Genomic DNA, 15,389 nt, shown 5'->3' on the forward strand with positions numbered 1-15,389 from the left:
CTCGGCACGATTCCGAACCGGTCGGGAGGGAGTACTAACCTTCTCCCGGTGACCGAGTCCGCTGACGGATTGCTGCCCGACCCGAGGGGGGTCGGGTCCGAGGAGATTCCAAGCGCGGAGAGGCGGAGCGACGCCGACCGGCTGCGTCTGTTCTCTTTCGCCACCGCCGAGAAACGGGCCGATTACCTGTGGGTGTTGCGGGCCTTCGACACCGCCCGCGCCGCCTACGTGGTGCTGTTGCACGCCTCCGACGTCGCCGACTCGCTCGATCGTTGCCCGGGTGCGCCCGCGCTGACCGCCACCGAGGTGGGTCCGCTACTGGAGCAGCTGCACCAGTGGGGTGTGCTGGAACGCAGTTACGACGGGACCCGGGCGGCGACGCTGGCCGAGTATCGGAACCGGCATTTCGTCTATCAGTTCTCACAGGCGGGTTATCAGGCATATCGGGCGGTTTCGGATGTGCTGGAGGCGCGGCTCGACGAGGCCGCGCTCTCGCGGCTGGTGCTGCCGGAGCTGCTGGCGGATCTGCACACCCTCGCCGAGGCCAACAAGAGCGCGGACGCGCCGCGCGTCTACCGGGTGCTGAACCGACTGGACCGGGCGCTGTCGGATCTGGCCGAGCGAGCGGCGCACTTCTATCTCACGCTCGGCGATCTGGTGCGGACCACCGAGGCCACCCCCGAAGCCTTCCTCGCACACAAGGACGCGCTGCTGGCGCACATGCGCGAATTCTCCATGGACCTGGCGCGTTTCGCACCGCGGCTGGCCGCTGCCATTCGCGAGGTGGAGCACACCGGGGTCGAGGATCTCGTCGAACGCGCGGCCCGCTGCGACGAGCGGGTGCTGCTGAATACCGCTGAGCGCCAAGCGGATTGGCGGGCACGCTGGCAGGGGCTGCGGAGCTGGTTCATCAGTGACGACGAGGGCGGGCTCACCGAATGCGAGCGGCTGCGCGAAGCGACCATGAGCGCCATCGCGGCCGTGCTCTCGCTGCTGCGACGAGTCACCGAGACCCGTAAGGGCGGAGTCAGCCGGGAATCGGCGCTGCGACACCTCGCCGGATGGTTCACCGCCGCCCCGACCGCCGAGGCCGCGCACGCGCTGTACGACGCCGTCTTCGGATTGGGCCGTCCCCGCCATCTGGCCATGCAGCACCCGGACGCCGACGTGATTCCGGCCATTCGATCCTGGTGGGACGCACCACCTTTGGAGATCGCCCGCACCCTCGCCGAGACCGGCCGGCCGCCGACACCGGGTGCGCCCGCCCGGCTGCAACGCAATGACGCGGGGATTCGCCGCCTCCGCCAGGTACAGCTCGATGCCCAGCGCACCCGCGCCGAGGCCGCACGCTCACTGGCCGCCGCCGACCTCTACGACCGGGAGCTGGACGAGGGCGAGACCGAGGTGCTGCTCAAGCTGCTCGACGCCGCGTCCACCGCGTGGGTGCCGGTGAGCGGGCGGGTACCGGGCACCTCCGGTTCCGACAACGGCGTGACACTCACCGTGTCCGAGCACGAGGGGTCCACGCTCGTCCGTACGTCCAAGGGCGTGCTGCACCTCAACAACCGGCGACTCGAGGTTCGCGAGACCGTTGCCCTGCGTGGTCGCAAATCCCCTGCCGCGCAGTCGAATCGGCCGGACCCGTCGGTCACGCCCGCAGGCGGGGCCGTCGGCGGCGGGGAGGCGGGCTGATGCACGCGCGAAGTATCGATTCGCTCGCGCTGGACAGTTATCAACGTGCGGCGCGGGTGATTCTGGCCAATCACCTGGTCACCCGCACGTATCCGGATCGCATTGCGCTGCCGCTGCTGCGGCGGTGGGCGACGGAGCTCCGCGAGGATCTGGCCGAGTTGTTCGGGTATCGGCTGGAGGTCACCGAGACCACGGCGCGGCTGTTCCCGGTGCTCGATCGCCTGGACGCCGGGCGGCCCGCGCGGACCACCGGTGACCGGCTGTTCGATCGCCGCCGTTACGCCTATCTCGCCTTGGCCCTGGCCGCGCTGGGCCGGGCCGGGGATCAGATCACGTTGTCGGAGTTGGCCGATCAGGTGGCCGCCTACACCGAGCGGGTGGAGGGCCTCGAGCTCGCGCCGGATCGGGCCGCGGATCGCGATGCGTTCGTGGATGCGGTCGGCTGGCTGGCGGCGCGCGGCGCGGTCACCCTCGCCGACGGCGACGCCGGGGGCTGGGCGAGCGACCCGGAGGCCGGTGAGGCGCTCTACGACATCGACCGGTCGGTGGTCTTCGCGCTGTTCCGGCCGCCGCGGGCGCTGCAGCATCTCCAGAGTGTCGCCGGACTGCTCGGCGAGGAGGCGGGCGGATCCGATACCCGTTCCCCCGCACTGGCGTTGGCGGCACGCGAGGTCCGGCGGGCCCTGGTCGAGCAGCCCGTGGTCTACGCCGACGAGCTCGACGAGCCGCAGCGCTCGCTGCTGGGGCAGGAGAAGCTGGTCGCCGAGGTCGAGTCGCTCACCGGGCTGCGGGCCGAGCGGCGCGCGGAAGGCGTTGCGCTGATCGACAGTTCGGGGCGGCTGTCGGATGTGCGGTTCCCGGGCACGGGCACGCTCGCGCAGGTGGCGCTGCTGCTGGCGGGTGAGATCGCGGATCTGGTGCTGGACATCGACAATCCGGTCGAACGCCGGCCGCGGCCGGACCGTCCGCTGCTGGATCTGGTGGAGCAGCTCGACACCGCCATTCCGTCGAATACCGTGTTCGCTCCGCTCGCGGATCCGATGGATGTCTTCGGGCCGCACGAGGATTCGGACGTGGAAGCAGCCGAGCCCGAGATCCCCGACCTCCCGTTCCTCGAGTCGTCCTGGATCCGCGACACCGTGCAGATGCTGACCGACCGGTACGGCAACACCTTCGCCGCCCAGTGGCAGGCCGATGTGCCGGGCCTGACCGCCGAAACGGTCTCGCTGTTGGAACGGCTGCGGCTGGTGGAGCTGGTCGACGGCGGCCTGCTCATCCTGCCCGCGCTGGCCCGGTACCGCGGCGCGATCGTCACCGTCCGCACCCGCGCGGAGACCGAATTGTTCATCTCCCCCACACAACTCGGCGCGAACGCCGTGCCTGCGGACAGCTCGACAGCGCCCGCGGACAGCTCGACAGAGAAGGGATCCGGGAACTGATGGCCGACCACATTCACGGTGGAGTGCGCTTCGTCCCCACCCGGGCGGGCATCATCAACCTGTGGGACTACCGCGACCAGGAGTTCTGCTTCGCCGACGGGCGGCTGGTGCTGCGCGGGCCCAACGGCTCGGGCAAGACCAAGGCCCTCGAGGTGCTGTTCCCGTTCGTGCTGGACGGGCGGATCGAGCCGCGGCGGCTCAATCCATTCGCGGGTGAAGAGCGCACCATGAAGTCGAACCTGCTGTACCGCAAGCAGGAATCGGCCTACTCGTACGTGTGGATGGAGTTCGCGCGCGGCGGCTGGACCGAGCCGGAGACGGTGACCATCGGCATCGGCATGCGCGCCACCCGCTCCAACGACAAGGTGACCCGCTGGTATTTCGTCGCCGACGGCCGGGTGGGCGTGGACTTCTCGCTGCTGGGCCCCGACGACCGGCCGCTGACCCGCAAGCAGCTGGCCGAGCAGATCGGCTCCGACGCCATCGTGGACCGGCCGGTCGAGTACCGGGCTGCCATCGACGCCCGCATGTTCGGGCTCGGACAGCAGCGCTACGACCAGCTCATCAATCTGATCCTGACACTGCGCCGCCCGCAGCTGGCCAAGAACCTCGACCCGCGCGGCCTCTCGCAGGCGCTCACCGATGGTCTGCGCCCGCTGGACGAGCAGCTGATCCTGGACGCCGCCCGCTCCTTCAGCGATATGGAGGAGGTCGGGCGTACCCTCGAGGGCCTGATCCAGGCCGATACCGCGACCCGCGATTTCGTCAACGTCTACCGCAAATACCTTGCCGTGCAGGCGAAGACGGACATCGACCAGGTGCGGGTGCGCCTGGACGCGGTCACCCACTCCAGCACCGCCCTGCACGCGGCCGCCGCCCTGCGCAAGCGCCGCGACACCGAGCGCGCGGCGGCCGAGACCCGCGCCGAGGACGCCGACCGCGCCTACGAGCAGGCCCTCGCCGACCGTGAAACCCTCCAGCGTTCCAGCGCCTACGAGGGCAAGCAGCAGCTCGACGATCTCGCCGGCGCCGTCCGCCGGCTGGAAACCTCCGCCGCCGTGCACAGCGACAAGGCCCTCAAGTCCCGTCAGACCGTGGACCAGCGGCTCGAGGAATCCGAACGCGCGCAGGCCGCCGTCACCAACGCCGCCTCCGCACTGTCCCGCGGCGAGGACGAACTCCGCGCTGCCGCAGAGGAAGCCGGCATCGGCTGGTCGGCCCTGCCCGAATCGGCCCGCGCCGAGCACCTCACCACCACCGTCCGCTCCCACGCCGAGGAGCGCGACGCGGACGTCCGCGCCGTCCGCCGCGCCCTCACCCTGGTCGACCAGGCCGTCACCGAACGCACCCGGGCCGAACGCGCCGCGCAGCGCGCGGTGGAGCTACGCGAATCCGCCGCCGCCGAACTGGCCGAGGCCGAAGCCGGAGTGGCCCTGGCCCGGTCGAACACCGCTGTGTCCCTGCGCGACTGGTGGGACACCCACCGCGACGTCTACGCGCCGATTCGCACCGGACTGTTCGAGGCGCTGGACGACGCGCTCGGGCAGGTCGGCACCGAGCACGCCCCGCGCCCGGAAAGCAGGGGCAGGAAAGGCGCCGAGTCCGGCGGCGACTCGGCCGACGCCTCCGACGACAGCTCCGCTCCGGCCACCCCGGCCGAAGTGCTCGCCGAACGCACCGAGCCGCTGACCGAGGAGATCCGGGCGCGGCGGCAGGAGGCGCGGGCGCGGGCGGCCCAGGCGACCGCACGGGCGGGCGAACTGCGCGCCGAGCGGGAGCGGGTCGCGGCCGAACGCGACGACGCGCCACCGGCTTTCGCCGCCCGCACCGATGCGCGACCCGATCGGGCCGGTGCGCCGCTGTGGCGATTGGTGCGTTTCGCCGACGGCGTCGGTGCGCACGAGGCAGCCGGCATCGAGGCTGCGCTACAGGCCGCCAACCTGCTCGACGCCTGGGTGTGCGCGGATGCCGCACTGCCGGACCATGCTTCGGACCAGTTCCTGACGCCGCTGCCGCAGCAGTTGCGGCCTACCGGCCGCACGCTCGCCGATGTGCTTGTCGCCGAGGATGATTCGGACACGCTGACCGTGCCGCGCCAGATCGTCTCCGGCATTCTGGCGTCCATCGCGCTGCACGAGGTCGCCGGGTCGGTCACGGCCGGCGGCGCGGATGGCAAGGGGCGCACTGTCACCGGGGCCGAGGCACAGCCTGTCGGCGCGGAGGGGCAGCTCACCATCGCCACCGACGGCCGGTTCCGGCAAGGGGTGCAGGTCGGCCGGCACGTCAAATCCGACGCCGAGTTCATCGGCACCACCGCCCGCGCCCGCCGGCGCGAGTTGCGGCTCGCTGAGCTGGCCGCTGCCATCGAAACGGCTGTGGGCGAGGCTGATACCGCCGAAGCCGACGAACAGGCCGCCACCGCGGAGCTGGGGCGGATTTCGGCGGCGGCCAAGGCGCTGCCGCGGACCACAGCGGTCACCGCCGCGCTGCGGAGCGTCGCCGAGGCGGCGGGCATGCTGCGCTCGCGCTCGGAGGCGGCGGGCCAGGCCGAGCGGGATCTGGATCAGGCCGTGGCGGAATACACCAACGCGGACAAGAAGGTTCGGGCCATCGCGGCCGATCATCGCGCGCCGCGCGATCCTGCCGAGTTGGATGCGCTGGCAGCCGCTGTCCGCCATTTCGAGAACGCCGGGACGGCGCTGCTGCGCTTGCGCGGTGATCATCAGCGTGAGCACGAGCGGGCCCGGGAGGCCGGGGACCGGCTCGAGGAATCCAAGGACCTGGCCGAGGCATTCGCGGAAGAGGCCGAGGCCGCACGCGCCGGGTACGAGGAGCAGCTGCGCAAACTGGAGACGTTGCGTGAGGCGCTCGGCGCCGGCGCCGCGGATATCGATCGCGAGCTGGACGCGGCCCGGGAGAAGATCGAGGCGGCGCGCGCGGAGCAGAAGGCCGCCCGCAAGGCCGCGGCCGAGGCCATCGAGGCGGTGGGCACCGCCGAGGGCGCGCACCGCGCCGCCCACGACACATTGGGCACCGCCCTCACCGAATTGCTCGCCGACGTCCGTCATCTGGCTCCGTACGCGCGCCCGGATCTGCTGAGCCTGCTGGGCGCCCCCGCCGACAGCCGCTGGCCCAGCAGCGATGCCGCGTGGTCGACGCCGGAGCAGCTGCTGTACCGGATCGAGAACGGCGACCCGGAGCAGGAGCCCACGGTGCTACCCGCCGAGGTGTCCGCCCTGTTCGAGAACCTCGCCGCCGCAACCGCTTCGGTGCGCGCGGGCGAGGCGGCCCGCAAGTCGACCCGCAGCGCGGTCACCACCGCCCTGCAGGAGTTCGACGCCGCGCTCACCGCCGCCCGCCAGGACTACCGCCTGCACTGGGATGCCGCCGACGGCCTCACCGTGGTGCAGGTGCACGACGACCACGGCCTGTCCGCGCTGGCCGATTTCGCCGAGCGCATCGGCGCGGCCCGCCGCGATCAGGAGCTGCTGCTCACCGACGCCGAGCGCCGCATCCTGGAGGACGCGCTGCTGACCGGGCTGGCCCAGCAGATCCACGAACGCACCTGCGACGCCCGCGATCTCATCTCCCGCATGGGCGCGGAGATGAAGCAACGCCGCATGTCCTCCGGCAACACCATCGGCGTGCACTGGGTGCTGGCCGACAATCTCGCCGAGCCGGCTCGCGCGGTCTGCAAGCTCCTGGACCGCGACTCCGCCGAGCTCACCCCCGAGGACCTGTCCACCATCCGCGCCTATTTCGCCGCGGAGATCCGCACCGCGCGCGCCGCCCACCCGGAGCGCTCGTTCCCCGAGATCCTCGCGGCCACCCTCGATTACCGCACCTGGCGCGTCTTCTCGTTCACCATCGTCACCGCCGACGGCACCGAGGACCGCCTCACCGTCGCCCGGCACAGCGCCCTCTCCGGCGGCGAACAGTCGGTGTCCCTGCACCTTCCGCTCTTCGCCGCCGCCCACGTCATGCTCGATTCGGCCGACCCCCAGGCGCCCCGCCTGCTGGCCCTGGACGAGGCCTTCGCCGGTGTCGACGACAACGGCCGCAGCGAACTGCTCGGCCTGTCCGTCCAATTCGATCTCGACCTCTTCATGACCGGCTACGACCTCTGGATCACCTACCCCCACGTCCCCGCCTGCGCCCACTACGATCTGGCCCACTCCGCCGCCGAGAACACCGTCAGCGCAACCCTGCTGGTCTGGGACTCCGATGATCTCCTGGCCGAACACGACGGCACCGACCTCACCACCGCCCTCGGCTCCCCCAACCGCCGCCGCCTCCCCCACGGCCTGGAGGGCGCGATTCCGATGGACGAGGAACTCGAGGCGATCAGCTGACCCCCGAGCCCCGCGCCGAATCTCCCACCGTCCGCCCGTCTTTCGATCCTTCGCCCACGCAGCTTCGCCCATGCGGGTTGCGGTTCCTGCGCGATGCCACCGGGTCCTATATGGTGGTGCCCGAACTTCGGTCGGCAACCCCTCTGGACAGCCGATCGGACGACGTCTTCGTACTGCCCTGACTCCCACTCAATTCCGCGTGTCGCAGCGCGGCGCGCCGTAAGGATTGGACCATCGGCAAATCAACAGTTTCGCGGTTGGGCGTGTATCGACTAGAAATGTTCTCCGTGCCTACCGGAATCACCTGTCAGCCATCGGGACTCCCTGGATGGGGGACCAATTGACGATCGAACATCCGCGCGAGGACGAGGTCACCCAGCTGGCGCAACGGGTCGAGAAGGCCCGGGGACGGCTGGCATACCAATACGATCCCGCTCTCACCGACGTGCTGTCGGAGACCGAGCTCGTCGCCGAGCGCGAGCTAGCCGAGCGCATCCGCGAGCAGGAGCGGTCGCAGCGCTGGAAACAGGCCGAGGCCGCGGCATCAGCGGCCGATCGGGCCCGACAGACCACCGTAGAGATTGAGAAGGCCGACATTCGCGACTTGCTGCTGGCGCGCAAGGCGATCGCCGCTCAGCGGCGGGAATCGAGCCCGCACGCCAAACTGGCGTCCCTGTACAAGCATCGGGCATGGAGTCAGCGCGCGCTGGCCGGCGTGGTCGCGGCCGGCATGCTCTGGTCCGCGGTCAACGTGCAGCACAACATCGCCCCGGGCGGGGCGAGCGATCCGCTGTACTGGTTCAGCTACCTGCTCGAAGGCATGATCAGCGTCTGCCTCGTGATCATCATGATCGGCACCAACAAGGTGGCCGAGTGGGGTGTGATCGACAGCCGCCGGCAGGTTCTGGTGGCCGAGATGGCGCTGCTGGGCCTGACCGTCATGCTCAACACCTACCCGTACCTGAAGAACGGCAGCTGGTACGAAGTGGCCGTGCACGCCATCGCACCGGTGATGATCGGTGTGGCGCTGCTGATCCACAATGCCGCGGCCGGTCGGTACGGTCTGGCCATCGTGCGTGCCACGGACCAGATCCGGGATCTGCCGGACCCGGGCGAACAAATCCGCCGCTCCATGCCCACCGTCGTCTCCTGGCCCGGCCGCCCTTCTCCCTCGGCGGTGCCGACTCCCACCCCGGCCCTTCCCGCGGCTCCCGCTGAGCCCGAGAAGACCGTCGATGCCGAAGCCCAGGTGGTCGAGCCCCGACCTGCCCGAGCCGAAAGCCAGTCGGACACCGCGAAACCCGCCGACAAGGAGCGCCGCTCCGCCACCGGCAAGAGCCGCAAGACCGAAGAAGAGGACGACCGTTCCCCGCTCGCCGATCTGGCCGATCCGGTCCCGCCGCTGAATGTCTATGACACCGGCCAGTTCCGGATCGCCGAGACCCTCGAGCAGGAACTCGCCGAACTGCAGGCCGCCCGCCGCCGCGCCCGCGCCGCGTCGCGCTCCCGCAACGGCAGCTCCCTCGACGACTGACACCCTTCGCGCCGAATCGGCCGCCGCTGCACCAGCTTCGGCCGATCCGCCCGCCAGCACCCCGGTGACCCGCAGCCAGCGGCACCGGGGTGGCGTCATTTTCCGGGTGGCGCAATCGGTCTCGCGGTGATCGTCGCGGCCGGGAGCGACCGGTCGGATCGCCGGGTCTGGTACCGAACCGACTCAGTGAGAGCCCGGGCGGGCGGTATCGGCGGGCACCACTACGGCAGAGCGTGGCTGGGCCGGGGTGCCTGCGTGCTGGAGGTAGCCGAGCCAGCCGGTGCCGACGAAGACGGCCAGCAGTACCGCGGTGGGCAGTTCGAAAATCAGCCAGCCGGTAGCGAATACGACTTCCCGGGCAGGGTGGGCGGGGCGCTGGGTGACGCGAACGGGTGGGCGCTGGTGCTGGAGTGTGCCGTGATTCGTACGGTACTGCCCGCCCTGCCTGCCCACCATGCCTCCGTTGCTAGAGAAGTGCCGAACCCAGGATGCCGAACCCGCGGCACGCGCACAACGGTGAACGAAGGGATATCGCGATATCCGATCGGGCCTGGGTAGGTCATCCAGGTGGGGCGGCGCGCACTCGCATCAGGCAGTATGCCGAACAGCACAGGAATTGTGGGCGTATTGACCGGACCTACCGGTGCGTCAACCGGTGTGTCGCTGGTCAACTCGCCGAGGGCTCCGCGCACAGGCCGGAGAAATCACGCCGGACGACATGATTGCGATCGACAAAACTGCCCAGCGCGTGATCGGGGTGCATGCCCAGGTACTGGCTGCGGGTGCGCGTGCTCCAGCGCCGCGCCGCCTCGGACCGGGTCTTGCAGAAGTTCACCATGTAGCCGCCCTCGTAGACCCGCACCAGGGTGTACCCGCCCGGATACTCCTTGACCGCGCCCACCTCGAGGAATTCCACGCCGATCCCGGAATCGGGGCGGCTCAGCCGATTCCGGTGCGTGTGGCCGCTGTGGTGCAGGAACACCCCGGGCGCGGTGGCGTAGAGGGCGTGCAGCGCGGCCGCGTTGAACCTGTCCAGCACGAAGCCGGGCCCGCCCGGATTGCTCACCGCCGCATGCCTGGTCACCGGGTGGTGACCGAAGATCAGTGTCGGCCGGTCGGGTTCGCCGCGCAGCAGTTCGCGCAGGTGGGCCAGCTGCGCCGGGTCGAGGGTGCCGCCGGCGCCGCGCGCCCGGGTGGTGTCGAGGCCGATGAGCCGCAGGCCGCCCACGAAGTATTCGACAAGCTGGTCCCGGGCATGGAACACCTGACCCCAGTGGTCGGTCTCCTCCGGTGGCCGGACATCGTGATTTCCCCTGCACACGAAGTAATCCCGGCCCAGATGACCCCACTCGTCCAGACTGTCGCGGACTCCGCGCGACTGCTCGGCCGTTCCCGAATCGGTCAGATCGCCCGCGACCACCAGATGGTCCGCCCCGCGATCCGGGAGGCGCAGATCCTCCAGCATGGCCTGCAGCATGAACTCCGGATACTCGTCGGTACTGTGCCGAAGACCTTCGAAGAATCCCGCGAACAGGCCACTGGCCGGTTCGCCGTAGTGCAGGTCGTTGGCCAGGGCGACGGTCCGCAGCAGCCGCCCCGGCGGTGGCGTCAAGGTGGTGAAAATGCCGGTGGATTCCGGTGTTCCGGACCGTCGCGTCACCAGCGTCCGGGCGGGCACCGCGCGCTGCCCGTCGGAGTACGCCTCGAATCGATAGGCGCGCCCCGGTTCCAGATCCCGGACCTCGGCATAGTGGTACGCCGTTCGCATGCCCTCGAAGACCAGGACACGGGGCACACCGCGCCCGTCGGCGGGAGCGATGCGCAGCTCGGTGTCGGCGGGCGCGGGCCGCAGCCGCCCCGCCCGGTTCCGCGTCCGCGTCGTCCAGGTGATGACGGCCGAATGATCGGTCACCGTCACGACTTCCAGATCCGAGGCCACCACGGCCTCGCGCTGCGCCCGCCGCGCCTGGGCGGCGAACACCGGGCGCGGCGTGCGCACGGCGACGGCCGCCGCCCCGCTCGCCGCATTGGCCAGCCACATGGTCCGAAGTCGCGGTTCCAGCATCACATCTCCGTCCGCCGTGGTCCCTCAGCCGCGACGGTACGGTCACCAGTTGAACCGCCAGGTGCCCGGACATGACCGATCAGCTTCCGGTTCCGGACATTCAGGTCATCTCCGGGCGGCCGGGCCTCAGAACGGCTTGGTCGGCAGGTACTTTCCGTCCAGCGTGATGACCGCACGCTCGCCGCCCTCCGGATCGGCGACCTTCTTGACGTCGAGCTTGAAGTTGATGGCGGAGATGATGCCGTCCCCGAACTGCTCGTGCACCAGGGCCTTCAGCGTGGTGCCGTAGACCTGCAGCATCTCGTAGAAGCGGTAGATGGTCGGATCGGTCGGCACGCCACCGGGAATCGAGCCGCGCAGCGGGATGGTCTGCAGCAGCCGGGCGGCCTCGTCGTCGAGCTCGAGCAGTTCGGCCACCGCGAGCGCGGACTTCTCCGGCAGCGGGTGCTGGCCCAGCACCGCGGCGGTGACGAAGGCGACCGACAGGCCGGCCGCGTCGGCGATCTGCTGCCAGGTCAGGTCCTTGGCGATCTTGGCGGCGACGGCGGCATCGGCCAGCGCCTCACGGGCGGTCGGATCGAACTGTGCGTGCACCATGGCGGTGCCTCCTTTCGGGAAACCGTTTCGCGGACGCGAAATCGGAGGTCGGATTTCGGAGAGAACGGGGAATCAGGCGGCGAGAGTGCTGAACTCGCCCCCGGCACCGAGCGCCTCGACGCGGCCGGTGCCGATGTCGTACACCCAGCCGTGCAGGGTGAGGGTCCGCCGGGACAGCGCCCGGGCCACCGCGGGATGGGTGGCGAGGTTGGCCAGCTGTGCCACCACATTGTGGCGAACCAGCGCGGATACCGCTGCGGCACCGGTGATGTCGGGGTCGACCAGAGCCCGGGCGGCGTCGGCGTGCCCCAGCCAGCCCGCGACCGCGGGCAGCGTCGACAGGTCCTGCCCCTCGGTCAGCGCGGTCATGGCGCCGCAGGCGGAGTGCCCGCACACCACGATGTCGGTGACACCGAGGACACCCACCGCGTACTCGATGCTCGCCACCACACCGTCCGCCGCGCCCGGGGTGTGCGGCGGCACCAGATTGCCGGCGGTGCGGATGACGAAGAGTTCCCCGGCCTCGGCAGAGGTGATCAGTTCCGGCACCACGCGGGCATCGGAGCACCCGATGAACAGCGCGCCCGGCCGGTGGTCACCGGCGAGGCGGGCGAACAGCCCGGCCTTGGCGGGGAAGACATCGCGCTGGAACCGCCCGAGACCGGCTGCGAGGTTCGGCATGGGAACTCCTCTCCGAGGGTCGACGACCCATGTGGGCCGACCTGCTCCACCTTGCCTGAGCTGTAGCTATAGTGTCCAAGTCTTGATATCGATCCTGTCGATTACTGCAATCTATAGCTGGCGCGCGACATCCGAACTGCGTCGTCACTGCCGTCCCCGCGAATTCCGGAGCGGAACACCCGAGCCCAACCCGAGCAGCCGATTCGCCTGCGACCCCATGGTCTGGGCCGCCGGGACGGGCCGATGGTGTCAGCAGCCTTTCACGGGTCCCTACCCATCCTCGGCCGATCGTCAGGGGAGCCGCCATGAATTCGCCGCCGGATGCGCCCGTCCTCGACCCGCCTTCCGGCCGGGTAACGGGACCGGCGCAGGGCCCGCCTTCACCCGGTGGGCCACCCCCTCACGCTGCACGGAGTGCTGTCAGGTGGCGCATGGACGATGCTCTGCCCGCTGTCCCGCACGCGAGGCGGCCCGGGGCATCAGGGCGCCAGCACGACAGCGTGGCACTCACCCACTTGATCGCCGATCATTAGCGCGTGTCGGGATCGTGCGCAATGATTCACCGGCACAACGCAATTGGTTGTCGCACAGTCGAAAACTGGTGGGAGGGCATCGGCCCCACCCCTCGGTGCCGGCGCGCCTATGCCCCGTCGGACGAGGGGGTCAGCGGTCGCTGGCGTCGGGAAGGCGGGCCGGGCAGGGGCCGTCGGGGGTGGTGGCGAGTTCGAAGTGCCACCATTCGTTGTCGTACATGCGGCACAGGCCCCAGCGGTTGCCGTTCGCCTCCAGCCAGGCCGCGCCCTCACGCGGCCCGACGTCGATGGCATGGCCTGTGACATGGGTGGATTCGCTGGGCGGCAGCACCCAGCGGCGCGCGGCGTCGGGGCTGCCGTAGGTGCGAATTCCGTCCTCCCACAGGGCTTCCTGCTCGGCGGGGGTGCGGTAGCCGGAGACGATCCACAGCGGTACGCCCTGACCCTGCGCTTCGGCGAGCGCGAATTTGTAGGCCAGCGCCAGCCACGGGTCCAGGCCATCGGTTTCGCTCGCGACCGGGGTGGCGATCGGGCCGCCGCGCACGGCGGGCGCCGGTGCGGCGTGCGCGAGAGGCAGTGCGCCGCAGAGCATTCCGGCCCCGGCGGCCAGCGCGAGGACCGCGTAGCGGCCGCCGCGACGCCGGGCGGAAGGCACCGGATCGGGGTGGTGCCGAGTGTCGATCCGGTAAGCCCTCCGCATTCGCATGCCTCCTGGCGTCAGACGCGTTCCTTGGACCGCTCGCGCACGCGCAGGGCGATCGGCTTCGAGGTCTCGGCGAAGAAGTCGTTGCCCTTGTCGTCGACGACGATGAAGGCGGGGAAGTCCTCGACCTCGATCTTCCACACGGCTTCCATGCCGAGCTCAGGGTATTCGAGGACCTCCACGGACTTGATGCAGTCCAGCGCGAGTCGCGCGGCGGGACCGCCGATCGACCCGAGGTAGAAGCCGCCGTGCTCCTTGCACGCCTTGGTGACCTGCGCGGAGCGGTTGCCCTTGGCCAGCATGACGTGCGAGCCGCCCGCCGCCTGGAACTGGTCGACGTAGGAGTCCATGCGACCGGCGGTGGTGGGTCCGAAGGAACCCGAGGCGTAGCCGTCGGGCGTCTTGGCGGGACCGGCGTAGTAGACGGCCATGTCGCGCATGTACTGCGGCATCGGCTCGCCCGCGTCGAGGCGCTCCTTGATCTTGGCGTGCGCGATGTCGCGCGCCACCACCAGCGGGCCGGTCAGCGAGAGCCGGGTCTTCACCGGGTACTTCGACAGCTCGTTACGGATCTCCGACATCGGCCGGTTCAGGTCGATCTCGACGACGTCGCCGCCGAGGATGGCGTCGGTCTGCTCCGGAAGGTACTGCGCCGGTTCACGTTCGAGCTGCTCGAGGAACACGCCCTCGGGGGTGATCTTGGCCAGCGCCTGGCGGTCGGCCGAGCAGGACACCGCGATGGCGACCGGGCAGGAGGCGCCGTGGCGCGGCAGGCGGATGACGCGCACGTCGTGGCAGAAGTACTTGCCGCCGAACTGCGCACCGATTCCGAAGGACTGGGTCAGCTTGAAGACCTGCTCCTCCAGCTCGAGGTCGCGGAAGCCGTGCGCGGCCATCGAACCCTCGGTCGGCATGTTGTCCAGGTAGTGCGCCGAGGCGTACTTGGCCGTCTTCAGGGCGAATTCGGCGGAGGTGCCGCCGATGACGACCGCCAGGTGGTACGGCGGGCAGGCCGCGGTGCCGAGCGAGCGGATCTTCTCGTCCAGGAACTCCAGCATGCGATCCGGGTTCAGGATCGCCTTGGTCTCCTGGTAGAGGAACGACTTGTTGGCCGAGCCACCGCCCTTGGCCATGTACAGGAACTTGTAGGACGGGTGGGCGGGATCGCCTGCGTTGGAGTACAACTCGACCTGCGCGGGCAGGTTGTTGCCGGTGTTCTTCTCGTCCCACATGGTGATCGGGGCGAGCTGCGAGTAGCGCAGGTTCAGCTTGGTGTACGCGTCGAACACACCGCGCGAAATCCATTCCGCGTCATCGGCTCCGGTGAGCACGCCCTCGGACTTCTTGCCCATCACGATGGCGGTGCCGGTGTCCTGGCACATGGGCAGGATGCCGCCCGCGGAGATATTGACGTTCTTGAGCAGATCCAGCGCCACGAACCGGTCGTTGCCGCTGGACTCCGGGTCGTCGATGATCTTGCGCAGCTGCGCCAGATGCGCCGGCCGCAGGTAGTGGCTGATGTCGTGCATCGCCTCCGCGGTGAGCATGCGCAGCACCTCGGGCTCCACCTGCAGGAAGGTCCGCCCACCCGCCTCGAACGTGCTCACGCCCTCGGTGGTGAGCAGCCGGTACGGCGTCTCGTCTTTACCGATGGGCAGCAGATCCGAGTACAGGAAATCAGGCGCGGTCACGAATCGGACTCCTCGAGCAGGGCTGGGGGCTGGTCAGCCGACGGTTCAAGCAGAGTGACTGTACCGACCCACGTGTACCCGCCGATGACCAGGCCCGGCCAG

10 protein-coding genes are annotated in these 15,389 nt (G+C 70.0%); 4 read left to right on the top strand and 6 right to left on the bottom strand.

The genetic code is table 11. The features are described from left to right. Positions 1-141 precede the first annotated feature (141 nt). From ACFXN1_RS22360 to ACFXN1_RS22375, 4 genes are all read left to right on the top strand, one after another. The gene (locus ACFXN1_RS22360) at positions 142-1,692 is read left to right on the top strand and encodes a TIGR02677 family protein (RefSeq protein ID WP_379440810.1); all 1,551 of its coding nucleotides are present in this window, start codon (positions 142-144) and stop codon (positions 1,690-1,692) included. Beyond that, a complete protein-coding gene (locus tag ACFXN1_RS22365) occupies positions 1,692-3,131 on the top strand; it encodes a TIGR02678 family protein (protein ID WP_379440805.1) in 1,440 nt (479 codons plus the stop codon). The genes ACFXN1_RS22360 and ACFXN1_RS22365 overlap by 1 nt, the downstream gene beginning before the upstream one ends. Beyond that, positions 3,131-7,483 (top strand): TIGR02680 family protein, encoded by a 4,353-nt coding sequence (locus tag ACFXN1_RS22370; RefSeq protein WP_379463662.1) that lies wholly within the window; start codon positions 3,131-3,133, stop codon positions 7,481-7,483. The genes ACFXN1_RS22365 and ACFXN1_RS22370 overlap by 1 nt, the downstream gene beginning before the upstream one ends. Before the next feature lie 340 nt (positions 7,484-7,823). Then, entirely contained in the window at positions 7,824-9,017 is a 1,194-nt protein-coding gene (locus ACFXN1_RS22375; protein WP_379443288.1) for a hypothetical protein, read from the top strand. Between the two features lie 183 nt (positions 9,018-9,200). Here ACFXN1_RS22375 and ACFXN1_RS22380 read toward each other — a convergent pair whose 3' ends face one another. From ACFXN1_RS22380 to ACFXN1_RS22405, 6 genes are all read right to left on the bottom strand, one after another. After that, the gene (locus tag ACFXN1_RS22380) at positions 9,201-9,473 is read right to left on the bottom strand and encodes a hypothetical protein (protein ID WP_379443287.1); all 273 of its coding nucleotides are present in this window, start codon (positions 9,471-9,473) and stop codon (positions 9,201-9,203) included. 211 nt (positions 9,474-9,684) lie between these two features. Then, positions 9,685-11,082: a metallophosphoesterase family protein gene (locus tag ACFXN1_RS22385; protein WP_379443286.1), complete on the bottom strand. Its 1,398-nt coding sequence runs from the start codon at positions 11,080-11,082 to the stop codon at positions 9,685-9,687. Between the two features lie 126 nt (positions 11,083-11,208). Continuing rightward, positions 11,209-11,679 (bottom strand): cyanase, encoded by a 471-nt coding sequence (gene cynS, locus ACFXN1_RS22390; RefSeq protein WP_379443284.1) that lies wholly within the window; start codon positions 11,677-11,679, stop codon positions 11,209-11,211. 72 nt (positions 11,680-11,751) lie between these two features. Continuing rightward, a complete protein-coding gene (locus tag ACFXN1_RS22395) occupies positions 11,752-12,360 on the bottom strand; it encodes a carbonic anhydrase (protein ID WP_379443283.1) in 609 nt (202 codons plus the stop codon). A gap of 663 nt (positions 12,361-13,023) precedes the next feature. Then, on the bottom strand, positions 13,024-13,485 hold the full coding sequence (locus tag ACFXN1_RS22400) for a M15 family metallopeptidase (RefSeq protein ID WP_379443292.1): 462 nt from the start codon (positions 13,483-13,485) through the stop codon (positions 13,024-13,026). Positions 13,486-13,610: 125 nt separating this feature from the next. After that, positions 13,611-15,287 (bottom strand): fumarate hydratase, encoded by a 1,677-nt coding sequence (locus ACFXN1_RS22405; protein WP_379400165.1) that lies wholly within the window; start codon positions 15,285-15,287, stop codon positions 13,611-13,613. Positions 15,288-15,389 lie beyond the last annotated feature (102 nt).

The sequence above is a fragment of the Nocardia sp. NPDC059154 genome (assembly GCF_042755705.1).
In the GTDB taxonomy this organism is placed as follows: Bacteria; Actinomycetota; Actinomycetes; order Mycobacteriales; family Mycobacteriaceae; genus Nocardia.